The 15,958-nt window shown below is 72.3% G+C and carries 15 protein-coding genes; 12 read left to right on the forward strand and 3 right to left on the reverse strand.

Features of this window, described 5'->3' with window-relative positions; translation table 11 throughout:
• The coding region (locus ACWDAK_RS27245; RefSeq protein ID WP_449806506.1) for a thioesterase domain-containing protein at positions 1–1,051 on the forward strand (1,051 nt) is incomplete at its 5' end.
• 109 nt (positions 1,052–1,160) lie between these two features.
• Positions 1,161–2,762, forward strand: a complete 1,602-nt coding sequence (locus ACWDAK_RS27250; RefSeq protein ID WP_427394186.1) for an MFS transporter — start codon at positions 1,161–1,163, stop codon at positions 2,760–2,762.
• A gap of 283 nt (positions 2,763–3,045) precedes the next feature.
• On the opposite strand, the gene ACWDAK_RS27255 is transcribed toward ACWDAK_RS27250, so the two are convergent.
• Together ACWDAK_RS27255 and ACWDAK_RS27260 are read right to left on the reverse strand one after the other, a co-directional pair.
• Positions 3,046–4,260, reverse strand: coding sequence for an acyl-CoA dehydrogenase family protein (locus tag ACWDAK_RS27255; RefSeq protein WP_344640513.1), 1,215 nt, complete (start codon positions 4,258–4,260; stop codon positions 3,046–3,048).
• A 19-nt stretch (positions 4,261–4,279) separates the two neighbouring features.
• Entirely contained in the window at positions 4,280–5,449 is a 1,170-nt protein-coding gene (locus ACWDAK_RS27260) for an acyl-CoA dehydrogenase family protein (protein ID WP_427394185.1), read from the reverse strand.
• A gap of 297 nt (positions 5,450–5,746) precedes the next feature.
• On the opposite strand from ACWDAK_RS27260, the gene ACWDAK_RS27265 reads away from it, so the two are divergent.
• From ACWDAK_RS27265 to ACWDAK_RS27310, 10 genes are all read left to right on the forward strand, one after another.
• A complete protein-coding gene (locus ACWDAK_RS27265) occupies positions 5,747–6,898 on the forward strand; it encodes an isopropylmalate synthase (RefSeq protein WP_427394184.1) in 1,152 nt (383 codons plus the stop codon).
• A gap of 102 nt (positions 6,899–7,000) precedes the next feature.
• A complete protein-coding gene (locus ACWDAK_RS27270; RefSeq protein ID WP_344640516.1) occupies positions 7,001–7,186 on the forward strand; it encodes a lysine biosynthesis protein LysW in 186 nt (61 codons plus the stop codon).
• A gap of 4 nt (positions 7,187–7,190) precedes the next feature.
• Positions 7,191–8,042 carry an ATP-grasp domain-containing protein gene (locus ACWDAK_RS27275; RefSeq protein ID WP_344640517.1) on the forward strand — a complete coding sequence of 284 codons (852 nt, stop codon included), beginning with the start codon at positions 7,191–7,193 and terminating at the stop codon, positions 8,040–8,042.
• Positions 8,039–9,094, forward strand: coding sequence for an N-acetyl-gamma-glutamyl-phosphate reductase (argC, locus tag ACWDAK_RS27280; RefSeq protein WP_427394183.1), 1,056 nt, complete (start codon positions 8,039–8,041; stop codon positions 9,092–9,094). Before ACWDAK_RS27275 ends, argC begins: the two co-directional genes overlap by 4 nt.
• Positions 9,091–9,882, forward strand: a complete 792-nt coding sequence (locus ACWDAK_RS27285; protein ID WP_427394182.1) for an amino acid kinase family protein — start codon at positions 9,091–9,093, stop codon at positions 9,880–9,882. Before argC ends, ACWDAK_RS27285 begins: the two co-directional genes overlap by 4 nt.
• An 11-nt stretch (positions 9,883–9,893) precedes the next feature.
• Positions 9,894–10,457 (forward strand): type 1 glutamine amidotransferase, encoded by a 564-nt coding sequence (locus tag ACWDAK_RS27290; RefSeq protein WP_344640520.1) that lies wholly within the window; start codon positions 9,894–9,896, stop codon positions 10,455–10,457.
• Positions 10,458–10,503: 46 nt separating this feature from the next.
• Complete coding sequence (locus ACWDAK_RS27295; protein ID WP_427394181.1) at positions 10,504–11,622, forward strand: Glu/Leu/Phe/Val dehydrogenase dimerization domain-containing protein; 1,119 nt, start codon at positions 10,504–10,506, stop codon at positions 11,620–11,622.
• Positions 11,619–13,268, forward strand: coding sequence for an AMP-binding protein (locus ACWDAK_RS27300; protein WP_427394180.1), 1,650 nt, complete (start codon positions 11,619–11,621; stop codon positions 13,266–13,268). Before ACWDAK_RS27295 ends, ACWDAK_RS27300 begins: the two co-directional genes overlap by 4 nt.
• A gap of 73 nt (positions 13,269–13,341) precedes the next feature.
• Entirely contained in the window at positions 13,342–14,643 is a 1,302-nt protein-coding gene (locus ACWDAK_RS27305; RefSeq protein ID WP_344640523.1) for a pyridoxal phosphate-dependent aminotransferase, read from the forward strand.
• Entirely contained in the window at positions 14,640–15,548 is a 909-nt protein-coding gene (locus ACWDAK_RS27310) for a fumarylacetoacetate (FAA) hydrolase (RefSeq protein WP_427394179.1), read from the forward strand. The genes ACWDAK_RS27305 and ACWDAK_RS27310 overlap by 4 nt, the downstream gene beginning before the upstream one ends.
• On the opposite strand, the gene ACWDAK_RS27315 is transcribed toward ACWDAK_RS27310, so the two are convergent.
• The gene (locus ACWDAK_RS27315; protein ID WP_427394178.1) at positions 15,524–15,949 is read right to left on the reverse strand and encodes a MerR family transcriptional regulator; all 426 of its coding nucleotides are present in this window, start codon (positions 15,947–15,949) and stop codon (positions 15,524–15,526) included. The two genes, ACWDAK_RS27310 and ACWDAK_RS27315, sit on opposite strands and share 25 nt — an antisense overlap.
• Positions 15,950–15,958 lie beyond the last annotated feature (9 nt).

Below are 15,958 nucleotides of genomic sequence, written 5' to 3' on the forward strand. Positions count from 1 at the left end.
CACCACCACCACCACAACCACCCCACGCACCCCCCACGAAGAAATCATCGCCGGCATCATCACCGACCTCCTCCAACTCCCCACCATCAACACCACCGACAACTTCTTCGACCTCGGCGGACACTCCCTCCTCGCCACCCGCCTCATCACCCGCATCAACACCACCCTCAACACCAACCTCACCATCCGCGACCTCTTCGACAACCCCACCACCACCCAACTCGCCCACCTCACCCAGAGCGGCGGGACCAAGGACCCGTTCGACGTGCTGTTGCCGCTACGGCCCACCGGGGACAAGTCACCACTGTTCTGCATCCATCCGGGGCTGGGCTTCGGCTGGCCCTACTCGGCGCTGCTCAGCAACATCGGCAAGGACCGTCCGCTGTACGCCATCCAGGCACGCAGCCTCGGTACCCCGGGGCTGCGGCCGGCGAGTGTCGAGGACATGGCCCGGGACTACATCGAGCAGATGCGAAGCGTCCAGCCGACCGGCCCGTACCACGTGCTCGGCTGGTCCTTCGGCGGGCTGGTGACGCACACGGTCGCCGTGGAACTCCAACAGCAGGGCGAGGAGGTCGAGTTCGTCGCGATCCTCGACACCTACCCGGGTGAGGAATACGCCTTCGGCACCGTGGAGGTGACCGAGAACGAGGCGCTGGCACTGCTGTTGGACGACTTCGGCTTGCGGGTCGAGGAGGCGGACCTGCCGTCCCTCGACCGGGACCGGTTCGCCGAGATCATGCACAGCCAGGTCGAGGCGGTCCAGTTCCTGCGGCTCGACCAGGTGCGCAACCTGGTCGACACCTGGGTCCACAACGTCGATCTGCTGCGCCAGTTCAGGCCCGGCACGTTCAAGGGGAACGCGCTGCTGTTCACGGCCACGACGGGGCGTACCGAGGCCTCGCCGAGCCGGGACAGCTGGGACCGGTACGTCGACGGCGTGGTCTACAAGGTCGATGTCGCCTGCAGCCACGGCGAGATGATGCAGCCCGGCCCGGCCGCCGAGATCGGACGCGTCATCTCCGCCGCCCTGGATTCCCGCTCCGAGTAGGCCCACCGGCCGGAGCTCGTAGCGGTGATTCCCGCCGCGGTGCCGGGTCGACCACCCGGTACCGCGGCCGTCCGTTCACACCGCACACCAGCTTGAAAGAGAGAATCCGGTGTCCAATCCGAACTCCCTGGTGGACTCCACGAGGGACCAGAGCGACCCAGCACCGACAGGGAACGACGACGCCGCGGGCTTCTCGCCCCGGCGCTGGCTGGTGCTGGCCGTACTGTGCCTGGTCGTGACCATCGTCGAGGTGGACGCGACCGTCGTCAACATCGCATTGCCATCCCTGGCGGTCGACCTGTCGGCGTCCGCGAGCGATCTCGCCTGGGTCAACGACTCGTACATCCTGACGTTCGCGGCGTTGATGCTGATCGGCGGTCGGCTGGGTGACCAGTTCGGGCACAAGAGACTGCTGATCGCGTGCCTGGCCCTGTTCGGCGTGTCGTCCGTGCTGTGCATGACGGCGACCAGCACGGCGCAGCTGGTGGCCTGGCGGGCGATGCTCGGTGTGGGCGGGGCAGGCATTCTGCCCGCGTCCCTGGCGCTGGTGACGGTCAGCTTCCCCAAGGGCGAACTGGGCAAGGCGATCGGCGTGCTGAGCGCGATGACGGTGCTGGGTCTTCCGCTCGGACCGGTACTGGGCGGGTACCTGCTGAACCATTTCTGGTGGGGTTCGGTCTTCCTGATCAACATCCCGCTGGTGGTGGTCTCGTCGGTGGCCGCGCAGTTGCTGATCAAGCACCGGGCGCCGGAGACGGCGCCTGGGGGCCTGGACCTGCCTGGCGTGCTGCTGTCCACCGTCGGAACGGGCGGGCTGCTGTTCTCCGCGATCGAGGGGCCGCACCGGGGTTGGACGTCGGTGCCGACGGTGGGCGCGGGCGTGGCGGGTGTGCTGCTGCTCGCGGTGTTCGTGCTGTCGCAGCGGAAGGCGAAGGCCCCGGTGCTGGACCTGCGGCTGCTGCGGCTGCGGGTGTTCGTGGTGGGGTCGCTGGCGACGTCGCTGAGCTTCTTCGTGTTCAGCGGCATCATGTTCGTGCTGACCCAGTACCTGCAGGGTGTGCTGGGCTACCAGCCGCTGAACGCCGGGCTCGGGCTGGTGCCTCTGGCCGTGCTGTTCACGGCGTCGAGCGTGCTGGCCGGGCCGCTGGCCGCGCGGATCGGCAGCCGGGCGGTGATCGCGATCGGGTTGGTGCTGGTCGGGGTGGGCATGCTCGCACTGGTCACGGCAGATGCCTCGTCCTCGTACACGATCATCGGGGTGAGCCTCGGGTTCACCGGGTTCGGGGCCGGGCTGAACGTGGGACAGGCGATCGCGGCGAGTCTGAGCGCGGTGCCGAAGGAGCTGGCCGGAGTGGCGAGCGGCGCGAGTCACTGGGTGCGGCAGAGCTCCGGTGCACTGGGGATCGCCATCCTCGGCAGTGTGCTCGCGTCGGTCTACTCGGACCGGTTGTCCTCGCATCTGAGTGGGCTGCCGGGCGAGTCGGCGGACAAGGTGCGCGACTCGGTGGGGGCGGTCAAGGCCGTCGCCGGCGGGCTCGGTACCGATCGGGCCAGCGATCTGGTGCGGTCGGCCGGGTCTGCGTTCACCGGCGGTATGCACCTGGCGATGGTCGTGGGCGCGGTGCTCAGCTTCGTCAGTGCGGTGGTGGTGTTCGCGCTGCTGCCGAAGGGCAACCTGGCCAACGGCGGAGAGGGCGAGGGGATCGGCTGATCCGAGCCGCGCCGGCCGTGCGCCCCGGTGCGGTGGTCACCGCGCCGGGGGCGTTCGGCATTGCTCCTGCCGATAGCCTCATCCGCGCTGGTGGGGGCCGATGTTCAACGGCTGGCTGGACGTCGACCGGGTGAAGGAAGCCTTGAACACGCTCTCCCCGGGCGCAACCGGCCACGAGCCGCGCTAGCCCCCGGTCGACGGACGCCGCGCTCCCGGCGTCACCGAACGCGCCTCGGCCGGCCGAGCGCTGCCACGAGCAGCGTGCGGCCGGCCGAGCGCGTTCTCAGGCGGCCGCAGCCGGGCGGGGGAAGCCGTCGAGGCCCGCCGGGTCGTGGCCCAGACCGGCGGGTGCCACCCAGTCGAAGGCGCGGAAGACCGCCGGCCCCAGGCCGAGCCCCTCGGCGGCCTGCTCGCGCAGCCGGTTGGACGTGAACCCGCCGATGACGTTCATCTGGGCGTCCCGGTAGAGCCGTTCGACCTCGTGACCGTGGGTCACGCCGGTCGCGCCGTGGATCTGCACGGCCCGGGCGGCGACCTCTACGGCCATCTCGGTGGCGTAGATCTTGAGCATCGCGATCAGGTCCCGCGCGGACCGGCCGGCGGCGCGCTCGCACGCCGCCCGGCGGGCCAGCAGCCTGGTGGCGTCGATCTGCGCACGGGACTGGGCGAGTTGGGCCTGTACCCCCTCCATGTGCGCCAGCGGACGGCCGAACGAGACCCGCTCCAGGGCGTGCCGCGTGGCGGCGGCCAGGGCCGACTCCGCGACGCCGATCGCGGCGAAGGAGTTCTTCAGCCACCCCCACGCCATCGTCTCGGCGAGCTCCTCGATCGGCACCGGCACCAGGTCGGTGGGCGCGATGTGGGCGTCGTCGAGGACGAGGCCGCCCCAGGGCATGCCGCGCAGCCCCATGCGCGGGATCTCGTAGCGGCTGACGCCCGGCTGGTGGAGGTCCACGAAGGCGAGGCACCAGGCGGGGCCGTCGTCCCCGGCGAGTCGCTCCCGGCGGGCGAGCACCACGGCCAGATCGGCGTTGGGCGCGTTGGTGATCCTGGACTTCTCGCCGCGGATGACGAACCCACCGCCCGGGCCGGCGGCACGCACCGTGGTGCGGATGGTGCCGGAGTCGCTGCCCGCGGTCGTCTCGGCCACGGCGAAGCAGGCCAGCCGCTCGCCGGAGAGCAGCGGCCGGATCAGCCGATCGTGCGTCCGGGGATCGGCGTAGGCGGAGATCAGCTTGACGCACAGCAGCGCGGACACGGTCGCCGACCAGTAGGTGCCGGGGCAGGCCCGGGCGAGGGCCTCCATGGCCGCGGTCTGGGTGAGCGGATCCGCTCCGAGGCCGCCGATCTCCCGCGGTGAGAACAGCCGCAGGTAGCCGCTGTCGACCAGGTCCTTCCAGTTCTGGCTCGGTATTCGGGCCGTCGCGTCGGTCTCGGCGGCTCGCACCGCGATACCGGAGAAGTCGAACGCGGTGACGGTCGTGTGACGTCCGTTCATGTCGGTCTCCCCTTCACACTCAGCCGAGTTCCAGCACGGATGCCGCGATCACCGGGTGCAGCACGTCGACGCCGCCGGTCTCGGCGAAGAACAGCGCGTCGCGGTGCGTCCGTTCGATGAGCCGGTCGCCGGTGGCGGACGGCGGCCCGGCCAGGCGCGCCGCTCCCTCGGTGACCGCGCGGGCGGCGGACGCCACGAAGAGCCGGACGGCGGCCGCGTCGGCGAGCGAGGGACGCCCGGCGTCGAACTGGGCCGCCGCCCGGTACAGCAGCCCGGCGGCCAGCTCGCACTGGGTGGCCAGGTCCGCCAGGGCGAAGCGCGCGGACTGGGAGTGGGTCAGCGGCCGGCCGAAGAGCCGGCGGTCCCGGGCGCCGTCGAGGGCGTCCCGGGTCAGGGCGCGCAGCAGACCGAGCCAGGGCGCACTGGTGAAGACCCAGTCCAGCGCCGCCAGCAGCGGCTCCACCTCGTCCGGGGCGCCGCCGACCGTGCCCAGCACGGCCTCCTGCGGGAGCGCGCAGTCGTCCAGGACGAGGCGGCCCCAGCTGCAGGTGGGCATCGCCTCCGGGCCGGCCTCGGCGATCCGCAGGCCGGGCGTGGTGGCGTCCACCAGGAACGCCGTCCGGCCACCGTGGTGCCCGGCGACGACCAGGAAGTGGTGGGCCACCGGGGCACCGACGACCAGGTCGAGGTCGCCGCCGAGCACCCAGCCGCCGCTTCCGTCACCGGCGGGCCGGGCCGCCACGGCGGGGTCGGCGGCGGCGCCCCGGGTCTGGTGCAGCGACACCGAGCCCAGCCACTCGCCCGAGGCCATCCGGGGCAAGTAGCGCTCGCGCTGCCCGGCGCTGCCGAACGCCCGGATCGGCACGGTGGCGAGCACCGAGTGCGCGCCGACCGCGAGGGCGAACCCGGGATCGCGGGCTCCCTCGCCCAGCCCTTCCAGGAGGGCGCAGGTCTGGGCGGCGGACAGGCCTGTGCCGCCGAGCGCGCGCGGTACCAGCGGCCCGGCGAGGCCGGGCCCGGGGCGGTCGGCGGCCAGCTCGGCGAAGAGTGCGTGGTCCCAACGGCCGGCGCGGTCGCGGCCGGCCGCGGTGGGCCGCACCACCCGCTCCGCGAGGCTGCGGGCACGCTCGGCCCAGGCCGGCTCGAAGCCGTCCGGGCCGTGGTCGGTCGGAGAATTCGGAAAAACCATTCAGATCCCCTTCTCTCCTTTTTCCGGGGCTCGATTCCCAGGAATTCTCGAACACCGTAGCGAGCTCTGCGCTGATTGCCGACCGACTGGCCCGAAAATTGTCCGCGCGCAACAATCCATGGCCCGTGCAGCACAGTCAACTACCTTTCAGGCACAGGTCATTGCCGAGACACAACGGTCCCTGACAGTCCCTGACAAAGCCCTGACGAAGAAATCATTGCACCTCCGCCGGTGAATCACCCAGCATGTTTCTCAGCGGGAAAAAGGAACCCGACTCCGGGAAACGGAGGGAACGCCATGTCAGTAACAGAGCACCAGAGCGCCCTGCCCCAGCCACTGCCCCGCCTGTCCGACGCGACCCTGCGGGACTCCGCGCACATGGCCGGCGTGGAGTTCGGCCCCAGGGACGCCGCCCGCATCGCGAAGCTGTTGGTGCGCACCGGGGTGGAACTGGTCGAGGTGGGGATGATCTCCGGCCTCTCGTCCAAGGACGCCGACCTGATCACCGCCACCCACGAGGCGATCGGCCCGGAGCGCAGCATGTCCCTGGTCATGGTCCGTGACCGCCACCAGGTCGCGAAGGCCCTGGACGAGGCCAAGCGGCTGGGCGTCCGGTACGTCATGTTCTCGATCCCGACGTCCGAGCAGCACGCGAAGCTCAAACTCGGCTCGCCGAGTCTCAAGTACCTCAACGCGCTGGCCCGTACCGCCATCGGCCTGGCCAAGGACCACGGCTTCCACGTCACGTTCAGCGGCGAGGACGGCGCCCGCACCCCGAAGAGGCGGCTCGTCCCCTACGTCACGGCGGGCTTCGCGGCCGGCGCCGACCGCTTCCGGCTCGCGGAGACCGTCGCCTGTCTGTCGCCCTGGCAGATGGAGGAGGTGATCGGGAACCTCACCGCGATCGACGGGTCCGAGATCGAGATCCACTCACACAACATGCTGGGCATGGCGGTAGCCAACTCGCTGGCCGCCTACCGGGCCGGCGCGGCCTGGATCTCCGCCACGGTCGGCGGCATCGGCGAGCGCGGCGGCAACGCCCCGCTGGCCGAACTGCTCACCTCGCTGCGCGTCGTCTACGGCGACACCCGCTTCGACCTGACCCACCTCACCGAGCTGAGCCGGCTCGCCCTGCACGGGGCGCAGCTCGGCGATGCCTTCCAGTCCGGCCCCACCACCCCGCACGCCTTCGCCTACGAGCTGCCCGGCCAGCTCAGCCACCCGGAGGCCTACGAGACCCTGCCCGCCGAAGTCGTCGGGAACAGCCGGGAGTTGCGCGTGCGTACCCGCCTGACGCCCGCCCTCGTCGGCTGGGCCCTCGACGATTCGGGCATCGAGGTCGACGTCGACGCCTTCACCGACTGGCTGACCGCGCGCCAGGAGAGCGGCGGACGCCTGCTCGACCGGGACGCCGTCCGCAAGGCCGCCGTCGACTTCCAGTCCCGCTGATCCGGTGCCCCCGCAGACCTGGCCGCCCGAACGACCGCCGCCCCCCGAACCGCCCGCACGTCAACCCGCCGACACCCCAACCGGAAACCCTGGAGGACACCCGTGCCCACCGACACGCTCACCGGTTCCTGCCCCGAGTGCGAGACCGATCTGACCACCCCGCCCATGGTGCAGGGCGAGACCCTCTCCTGCCCCGAGTGCATGCTGACGCTCCGGGTGGACGACGTCCGAGGCGGAGAGCTCTCGCTCCAGATGGTCGAGGTCCAGCTCCGCGACTGGGGCCAGTGATCCCATGGACCGGACCATCGCCATCATCGCGGACCGGATCGGCTGGGAGGAGCGCCGGCTGATCGACGTCGCCCCGGGCCTGGGGCTGCGCATCGACTGGGTCAACGACGAGTCGCTCTGCCTCGGCCACCCCGAGCAGGCGCCGCTCAACGGCTACGACGCCGTCCTCGTCCGCAGCCGCAGCTACACCCGGGGCGGCCTGGTCGCCACCCTCGCGGAGGCGGCGCGGATACCCACCTTGAACTCGGCCTCGGCCATCCGCGTCTGCGAGAACAAGCTGTCCCTGCGCGCGGTGCTGCGCAGCGCGGGTGTGCCGGTGCCCGACTTCCGGCTCGTCCTGTCCCGGAAGGACTTCGACAAGGCGCTCGCCGAGCTGTCGATGCCCGTGGTGCTGAAGCCCGTCTTCGGCGGCATGGGCAAGCGGGTGGCGCTGCTGCGCACCGCCGACACGGCCCCGTCCGTCTACGACTACGTCGAGGACCTCGGGCACGGCTTCGAGCAGGCCTGCCTGATCGAGCCCTACCTGAGCGGCGGCTCCTCGATCCGCTGCTTCGTCGCCGGCCGGGAGCTGGTCGCGGCCGCCGAGTTCGAGAGCGCCGGGACCGACTGGCGCAGCAACGCGGCCCTGGGCAACCGCCACCGCGCCATGGAGCACGACCCCGAGGTGCTGAAGATCGTCGACAGTGTGGTGGACGAACTCGGCGAGGGCATCTACGGCATCGACCTGTTCAACACGCCCGACGGCTACCTCGTCAACGAGGTCAACCACGCGCCGGCCTTCAAGGCGGTGGCCTCGGCGACCGGGGCGGACGTCGCCACGGCCGTCGCCCGCTACCTGAGGGAGGTCGTCGGATGATCCGCGTCGGAGTGGTCGGCGCCTCCGGGCTCGCCGGCGGCGAACTGATCAGACTGGTGACCCAGCACCCCGAGCTGGAGCTGACCTTCCTGGGCGGCGCGTCCAGCGCCGGGCGGCGCCCGGCCGAGCTCCACCCGGGCCTGCGGCTGGACCTCGGCCTGGTGGTCGAGCCGGTCCCCGAGGACCTGTCGGACCGCTGCGACGTCGTCCTGCTGGCGACGCCGGCGCCCGTCTCGGCCGAGCTCGCGGTACGGCTGGCCGACCGCGTCCCGTGCGTCATCGACCTGAGCGGCGCCTTCCGGATCCGCACCCCCGAGCTCCACGACCGCTGGTACCCGGGTGTGCCGCGCCCGGACGGGCTGGCCGACCGGTTCGTCTACGGCGTGCCGGAGCTCGTCGGCGGCCAGCTCGTCGACGCCGCGCTGATCTCCCTGCCCGGCTGCTACGCCACCGCGATCACCCTGGGGCTCGCCCCGCTGGTGCTCTCCCTCGGCCTCGACCTGAGGACCGTGGTGGTGGACGGCAAGAGCGGCTCCAGCGGCGGCGGCCTGCAGCTGCGCACGGCGGACCTGCATCCGCTGCGCAACGGAGCGATCGCGCCGTACGCGCCGGTGGGGCACCGCCACGCGGCGGAGGTGCGCGACTTCCTGGACCGGGGCAAGCCCGGGCGGATCGGCTCGCTGAGCATGTCGGCGTACGGGGTGTCGCACGTGCGGGGGCTGATGGCCAGCTCCTACGTGTTCACCGACGACGAGGTGGACACCCGCACCCTGCAGCGCGCCTACCTGCGCTTCTACAAGGGGCACCACTTCGTGCGGGTCCGCCGGCACGACGAGACGCTCATCCCGGTGCCCGACCCGCAGGCGGTGCTGGGCTCCAACTACTGCGACGTGACCGTCCTGCACGACCCGGAGGGCGGGCGGATCGTCGTGCTGGCCGCCCTGGACAACCTGGTCAAGGGCGCCGCCGGCCAGGCCGTGCAGGCGATCAACAAGCGGTTCTCGCTGCCGGAGGAGACGGGGCTGACGATGCAGCCGGTGATGCCGGCATGAGCGCCGCGGCACCCACGGTGGTCAAGCTGGGCGGCTCCACCCTGCACGCCATGTCCGAGGCGTGGTGGGACGACCTGGCCGAGCACGGGCGCGACCATCCGCTCGTCCTCGTGCACGGCTGGTCCAAGCCGCTCAGGGAGCTGCGGCCGGAGTACTCCGAACCGTCGGCGATCCTGCGGGACCGCTACGGCAACCAGAGCCGGTGGACCACCCCGCAGGTGATCGCAGACATCAAGCGGGTCAGCGCCGAACTGGCCGAGCAGGTCATCGGCCTGCTCGAAGCGCGGGGCATCGGCACCGAGCGCCTGGTCGGCAGCGACGGCCTGGTCAGCGCGGGTGAGGGCGAGCGCTGGTGGTGGCAGGACAAGCAGCTGGTCGAGCGGGAGAACCTGGTCGGGCCGATCACCGGGGTGGACCCGGGCCCGCTGGCGGACCTGCGGCCCGGCAGGTGCCACCTGGTCACGCCGCTGGCCCGCAACGCCGCCGGGCAGGAGGTGAACACCGACGCCGACCGGGCCGCCGCCGCCGTCGCCGGGGCCACCGGAGCCGCCGATCTGGTGCTGGTCACCGATGTCACGCATCTGCTGATCGACGGCGAGCCGGTGCACCGGATCACCGCCGAGGCCGCGGCCGAGTTCCGCGACCGGGGCGCCAAGGGCGGCATGCGCAAGAAGCTGCGGGCCGCGGGCGAGGCCCTGGACCGGGGTGTCGGGCAGGTCGTGATCGGCAGCGCGCCGGTCACCGAGCTGCTCGCCGCCCGTACCGGCACCGTCGTCACGCGAACGTGAGGAGTACGCACATGGCGCGATCCCGTGTGCTCGTCGTCAACAACGGAACCCTATCCCTGAAACAACTCCGGTCCCGATTCGAGGAGTTGGGCTCGGACACGGACGTGGCCGACGCGGCGTCGGTACCCGCCCGGCTCGACGGCCGCCACCAGGCGATCGTCCTGAGCGGCACCAAGGTCCGGGCCTGGGACCACGACTTCTACCGGCCACTGGTCGACCTGGTCATGGGCGCCGACGTCCCGGTGTTCGGCATCTGCGGCGGCATGCAGATCCTCGCTGTCTCGGCCGGCGGCCGGCTGGCCGAGGGGCCGCAGCGGGTCGGCGGATTCGATGTGCGGGTCGACACCGAGGAGCCGCTCTTCGCGTACGTGAAGCCCACCGTGACGGTCTTCCACCGCCACACCCTCTACCTGCAGGAGGCTCCGGAGGGCTTCCGCTCGATCGGGCGCTCCGAGCACGCGCCGGTGGAGTTCCTGCGCTCCGAGGACGGCCGGATCCTCGGCTCGCAGGCCCACCTGGAGTTCCGCCGCGACGGCCTGGAGATCCTGCGCGGCTTCGCCGAGCTCTACCGGTGACCGCGCCCCGCAGCACCAACCACCTCACGCACTGGAGGACTTGAACATGACCGATCTGGAAGGACCGCAGCAGCCCGCGTTCACCGTCCACCTGGGCGGCAGCGGCGGCAGCGTCAAGGGATGGGTGGTCGTCGACAGCCTCGTCGACGGGCTGGCGATGGGCGGCACCCGGATGACCCCGGGCGTCACCGAGGAGGAGGTGGCCGGCCTCGCCCGCGACATGACCGAGAAGTTCACCCTGGCCGGCCTGCGCATCGGCGGTGCCAAGGCCGGCATCGTCTCCGACGGCAGCGACCGCGAGCAGACCTTCCGCACCTTCGGCCGCACCGTCAAGCCGCTGCTGCACGGCGGCATCCACCTGGGCATCGACATGGGCGTCACCCCCGCCGACCGCGCGGTGTTCTTCGAGGAGGCCGGCTACGACCCGCGCTACCGGCTGGGCGCGCCGGACATGCCCGTCGACTGGCGGACGTACTACGAGCCGCTGATCGACTGCACCGGCCACGGCGTCGGCGTCGCCGCGCTCACCGCGCTGGAGGCGGGCGGCCGCACCGAGCCCGCCCGGGTCGTCATCCAGGGCTTCGGCGCGGTGGGCCGCGCGGTCGCGCGGTTCCTGGAGGAGCGCGGGCACATCGTCGTCGGCGTCGCCGACGTGCAGGGCACCGTCCGCGCGGACCGGCTGCCGGTCTCCGACCTGGCCGCCATCACCGACGAGTTCGGCCACATCGACCACTCCCGGCTACCGCAGCACGTCACCGTGGACACCGCGCCGGACGCCTGGCTCGACGTCGACGCCGACCTGCTGGTCCTCGCCGCCCAGAAGTACGCGCTCAACGCCGAGAACACCCACCGGCTGCGCGCCGGCCTGGTGGTCGAGGGCGCCAACCTCGCCTCCAGCGCCGAGGCGAAGGAGAAGGCGGCCGCCGCGGGCGTCACCCTGGTCCCGGGCGTCATCGCGAACATCGGCGGCGCCGGCTCGGCGGCCCTGGCCGTCACCCGGGTCGTCCCGTTCGAACTGCCGGCGCACGCGCGAAAGGCGTGGGTCTTCGACTGGGTCGCCGACAAGGTCCGCCGCAACACCCGGGACCTGCTGGAGATCGCCGCCTCCCGCGCGGGCGACCCGCTGCCCGAGCTGCTCGCGGCCCGACGGCAGGAGCTCCGGTGAGCCCGGCCGCCAAGGCGGCCACCACCTCGGCCGCGGACCGCCTGGCCGAGTACCGGCGGCGCGGCTGGTGGCGCGACGAGACCTTCCTCGACGACCTGCGCCGGCAGGCCCGGCTGCGGCCGCGCAAGCTGGCCATCGCCGGACGGCGCCTGGACGGGGCCCGCACCGACACCCTCGACTACGCCGAACTGTCCCGGCTGGCCGACCGGTTCGCCGGGGCCCTGCTGGAACTGGGCGTCGAACGGGGCGACGTGGTCGCCGTACAGCTGCCCAACCGGTGGGAGATGGTGCCGCTGATGTTCGCCTGCATGGCGGTCGGCGCGGTCATCTGCCCCATCGCGCCGGTCTGCCAGGAGGAGGAGCTGCGCCACCGGCTCTCGCTCACCGGGGCCCGGGTGTGCATCACCGTGCCGGAGTGGGAGGGCTACCCGCTCGCCGGGACGGTGAACGCGCTGCGGGGCGAACTTCCGCTGGAGCACGTGGTGGTGGTCGACGGTCACGCTCCCGAAGACGCGATCGACTTCCACGACCACTTCGTCTCCGCGCACTGGGAGAAGGAGCGCATGGGCGACCTGGAGGGCCGCCAGCTCCGGCCCGACGAGCCGTTCGTGGTGCTGTTCACGTCCGGCACGACCGGATTCTCCAAGGGCGTGGTGCACAGCCAGAACACCGTGCACTCGGGCGTGCGCGGCTACGTGGACACCTTTCTGCTCTGCGACGACCTGGTGGTCGCGGTCACCACTCCCCTGGTGCACTACTCCGGCTTCGGCCAGGGCATCCTCGCCGGGGTGATGCTCGGCGGGACGATCGCCTTCCAGGACGGTCCGGACCACGTCGGCCTGCTGGACCTGGTCGAGCGGTACGGCGCCACCGTGCTGTACGGGCCGCCGCCGACCCTGTCCGGCGTCGCCTCCGCCCAGCAGCGCGATCCGCACGACGTGTCCAGCCTGCGCCACACCATCACCGGTGCGGCGCCGGTGCTCCAGGAGCTGGTGGACGAGCTGCGCGACACCTTCGACGCCCGCACGTACTCGGTGTGGGGCATGTCCGAGTTCGGTCCCGTCACCATCAGCCGGCTGGACTACAACCAGGACTGGGCGGCACACAGCCACGGCCGGCCGATCGACTCCATGGAGATCCGCATCGACCTGTGCCACGACCCCAGCAAGCGGGCCCCGGTGGGCCGGCTGCGGGTGCGCGGCGCGTCCCAGGCGCTCGGCTACTACAAGCAGCAGGACGCCTTCGACGCCGAGCTCACCGAGGACGGCTGGTTCGACACCGGGGACGTGGCCCGGGAGGACGGCCGCAACGGCATCCGCATCCTGGGTCGCGCCAGGGACACCATCCTGCGCGACGGGGCGGTCGTCCCGATGGCCGAACTGGAGGCGATCATCTCCCGGCACCCGGCGGTCACCGAGGCCGCCCTGGTCGGCCCCACCGGGCAGGTGGACGACCCGATCCTGGCGGTCGTCGTCCCCCGCGGCGGGGCCCGGCCCACGCTGGCGGACATCCGCGCCCACCTGCTCGACCACGGCCAGGCCCCCCGGTTCCTCCCGGAGCGGCTGGAAGTGGTCGACGCCCTGCCCAAGACCCTGACCGGCAAGGTCCGCAAGGTCGAGCTCCGGGAGCGCTACGCCGGAGCCTGACCCGACCCGCCGCCGCCGTCCGCCGCCCCGACCGCGCCGCTTCCGCTCAGCCCGTACCCCCTGGAGGAGCACCATGTCCGACCCCGCACCGGTGACCATGTCGGCGACCCTCGCCGCCGACGACGCACTGGCCCGCCGGCGCCTCGCCGGGGAGCAGGTCCTGTCCCTGGCCAGCGGTGAGGTCGGCCTCCCGGTCCTGCCGGTCCTGCGGGAGAGGCTGGCCGCGGCGGCGGACCGCAACGCCTACGGCCCCGTCGCCGGCAGCCCGGAGCTGCGCTCCGCGGCCGCCGGCTACTGGCGGCGGCGGGGCCTGGACACCGACCCCGAGCTGGTGGTCTGCGGCCCGGGCAGCAAGCCGCTGCTGTTCGCCCTGGTGCTCGCCATCGGCGGCGACGTGGTGGTGCCGGTGCCGAGCTGGGTCAGCTACCCGGCGCAGGCCCGGCTGGCCGGGGCCCGGGTCATCCCGGTACCCGGCCGGCCCGGGGAGGGCGGGGTACCCGATCCGGCGCTGCTGCGGGCGGCGGTGGGGCGCGCCCGGTCCGCGGGCCTGAACCCGCGGTGCGTGGTGGTCACCCTGCCCGACAACCCCACCGGCACCGTCGCCACCCCCGCCACCGTCCGGGAACTGGCGCGCGCGGCACGGGAGCTGGACCTGGTCGTCGTCTCCGACGAGATCTACTGCGACCTGGTCTTCGACCCGGCCGACCGGGCCTTCTCCCCCGCCGTCTTCGCGCCCGAGCGGACGGTCGTCACCACCGGCCTGACCAAGAACCTGGCACTCGGCGGCTGGCGCACGGGTGTCGCCCGGCTCCCGGACAGCCCGCTCGGGCTCGGGCTCTGGGCCCGGCTGGTCGGCGCGGCCAGCCAGATCTGGTCCAGCGTGGCGGCCCCGGTGCAGGCCGCAGCGGCCTACGCCTTCGAGGAGCCGCCCGAGGTGGTCGCCTACGTCGCTGCCGCCAAGCGGCTGCACGAGGTGGTGGCCCGCGCGGTGGCCCGGCGGTTCACCGCCGCCGGCGCCACACTCGCGCCGGTCCGGGCCACCTGCTACCTCTACCCCGACTTCGAACCGCTCCGGGACCGGCTCGCCCGGGTCCACCAGGTGGGCAACGGCCGCGAGTTGGCCGAACTGCTGGCGGAGCGCCACGGAGTCGGCCTGCTGCCGGGCAGTGCCTTCGGCGAGGACGAACGCTCGCTACGGATCAGAGCCGCGACCAGCCGGCTCTACGGCGAGACCGACGCCGAGCGCTCCGAAGCCCTGTCCGCCCCGGACCCCCTCCGACTCCCCTGGATCGGAGCCTGTCTGGACCACATCACGAGAACCCTGGCCCACCTGGTGTCCGACCAGTCCCCCTCCTCCCTAGGAGCCCTCTCATGACCATCGTCTTCGAGTGCGAGTACAAGGGCCTGCGGTACGCGGGCCTCGGCCTCCCCGCCCCCGGTGAACCGCACACCCTCTACCGGGTGGCCGAGGGGCAGCTGAGGGCCGCCGTCATCGCCGGCGGGACGCAGGCCGTCGCCGCGGCCGTGACCGGGGAGGCGGGCGGCGGGGCCGAGACCGTCTCGGTGCACGCGGACGACCCCGAACTGCGCTACCTCCCCCCGCTGCTGCCCACCGCGACCAACAACTCCCTGGTCAACGGCTTCATGGGCACGCACCGCTCCAAGTTCGACCGCGATCCGGCGCCGGACGAGGAGTTCACCCCGCCCAACTACTACCTCAAGGGCTTCGGCTCCTGGCTGCGGATGCCGGACGAACCGCTGGTCACCCCCGCCGCTCCGGTCTGGCTGCTGGAGGAGCCCGAGGTCGCGCTGGTCTACGTCAACGACGAGGACGGAAACCCGCACTACGCCGGCTACACCTTCGGCAACGACCTGAACGACATCGGCCTGCACCTGCGGAACAAGTGGGCCTGGACGCCGTACGCCAAGCTCTGCGAGACCTCCCTCACCCCGTGGCTGTTCCTCGACGAGCCGCCCCGGACGGTGACCGGCCGGGTCACCGTCCAGCGTGACGGGGCCGCCGCCTGGTCGGGGGACTTCTCCTGCGGCGCCGACTCCCTGTACCACCGGGTGCCGGACATGGCGGAGCACCTGTTCTCGTACCCGCTGCTGCGCCGGCCCGGGCTGGTGAACTACCTGCTGCTGGGCGCCGACAAGGCCAGCTACCACGACGGGTTCCGGATCGAGGACGGCGACCGGCTGGTCATCGACGTGACCAGCCACGGCGTCGTCCTGGCGAACCCCGTCCGGTACGGTCAGGCCGTCGCGGCCAGGTCGTAGGACGGCTCCGCGATGGTACCGGCCGCCCGCCCGGTGGCAGGCCGCCGGTGCCGGAGCACGGCGTCGAGGTAACCGGAGATGGCCTCCTGACTGCGGGTCAGGCACTCGATGCGCTGCCGCATCCGGTCCCGCTCGCGCTCCAGGGTGGCGATCGTCTCGTCGCTGGCGCCGGTCACGTGGATCAGACGGCCGCCGAGGCACGGCAGGATCTGCTTGATGATCCGGGTCGACAGGCCCGATTCGAGCAGCCCCCTGATCTGCAGCACCCGGTCGACGCAGCGCTCGTCGTAGTCGCGATAGCCGTTCGGGGAGCGGTCGGCCACGAGCAGCCCCTGCTCCTCGTAGTAGCGCAGCAGCCTGCGCGGGGTTCCGGTGCACTCGGACAGCTCCCCGATCCGCATGTGACCCAC

This window comes from Kitasatospora sp. NPDC001175 (genome assembly GCF_053598215.1).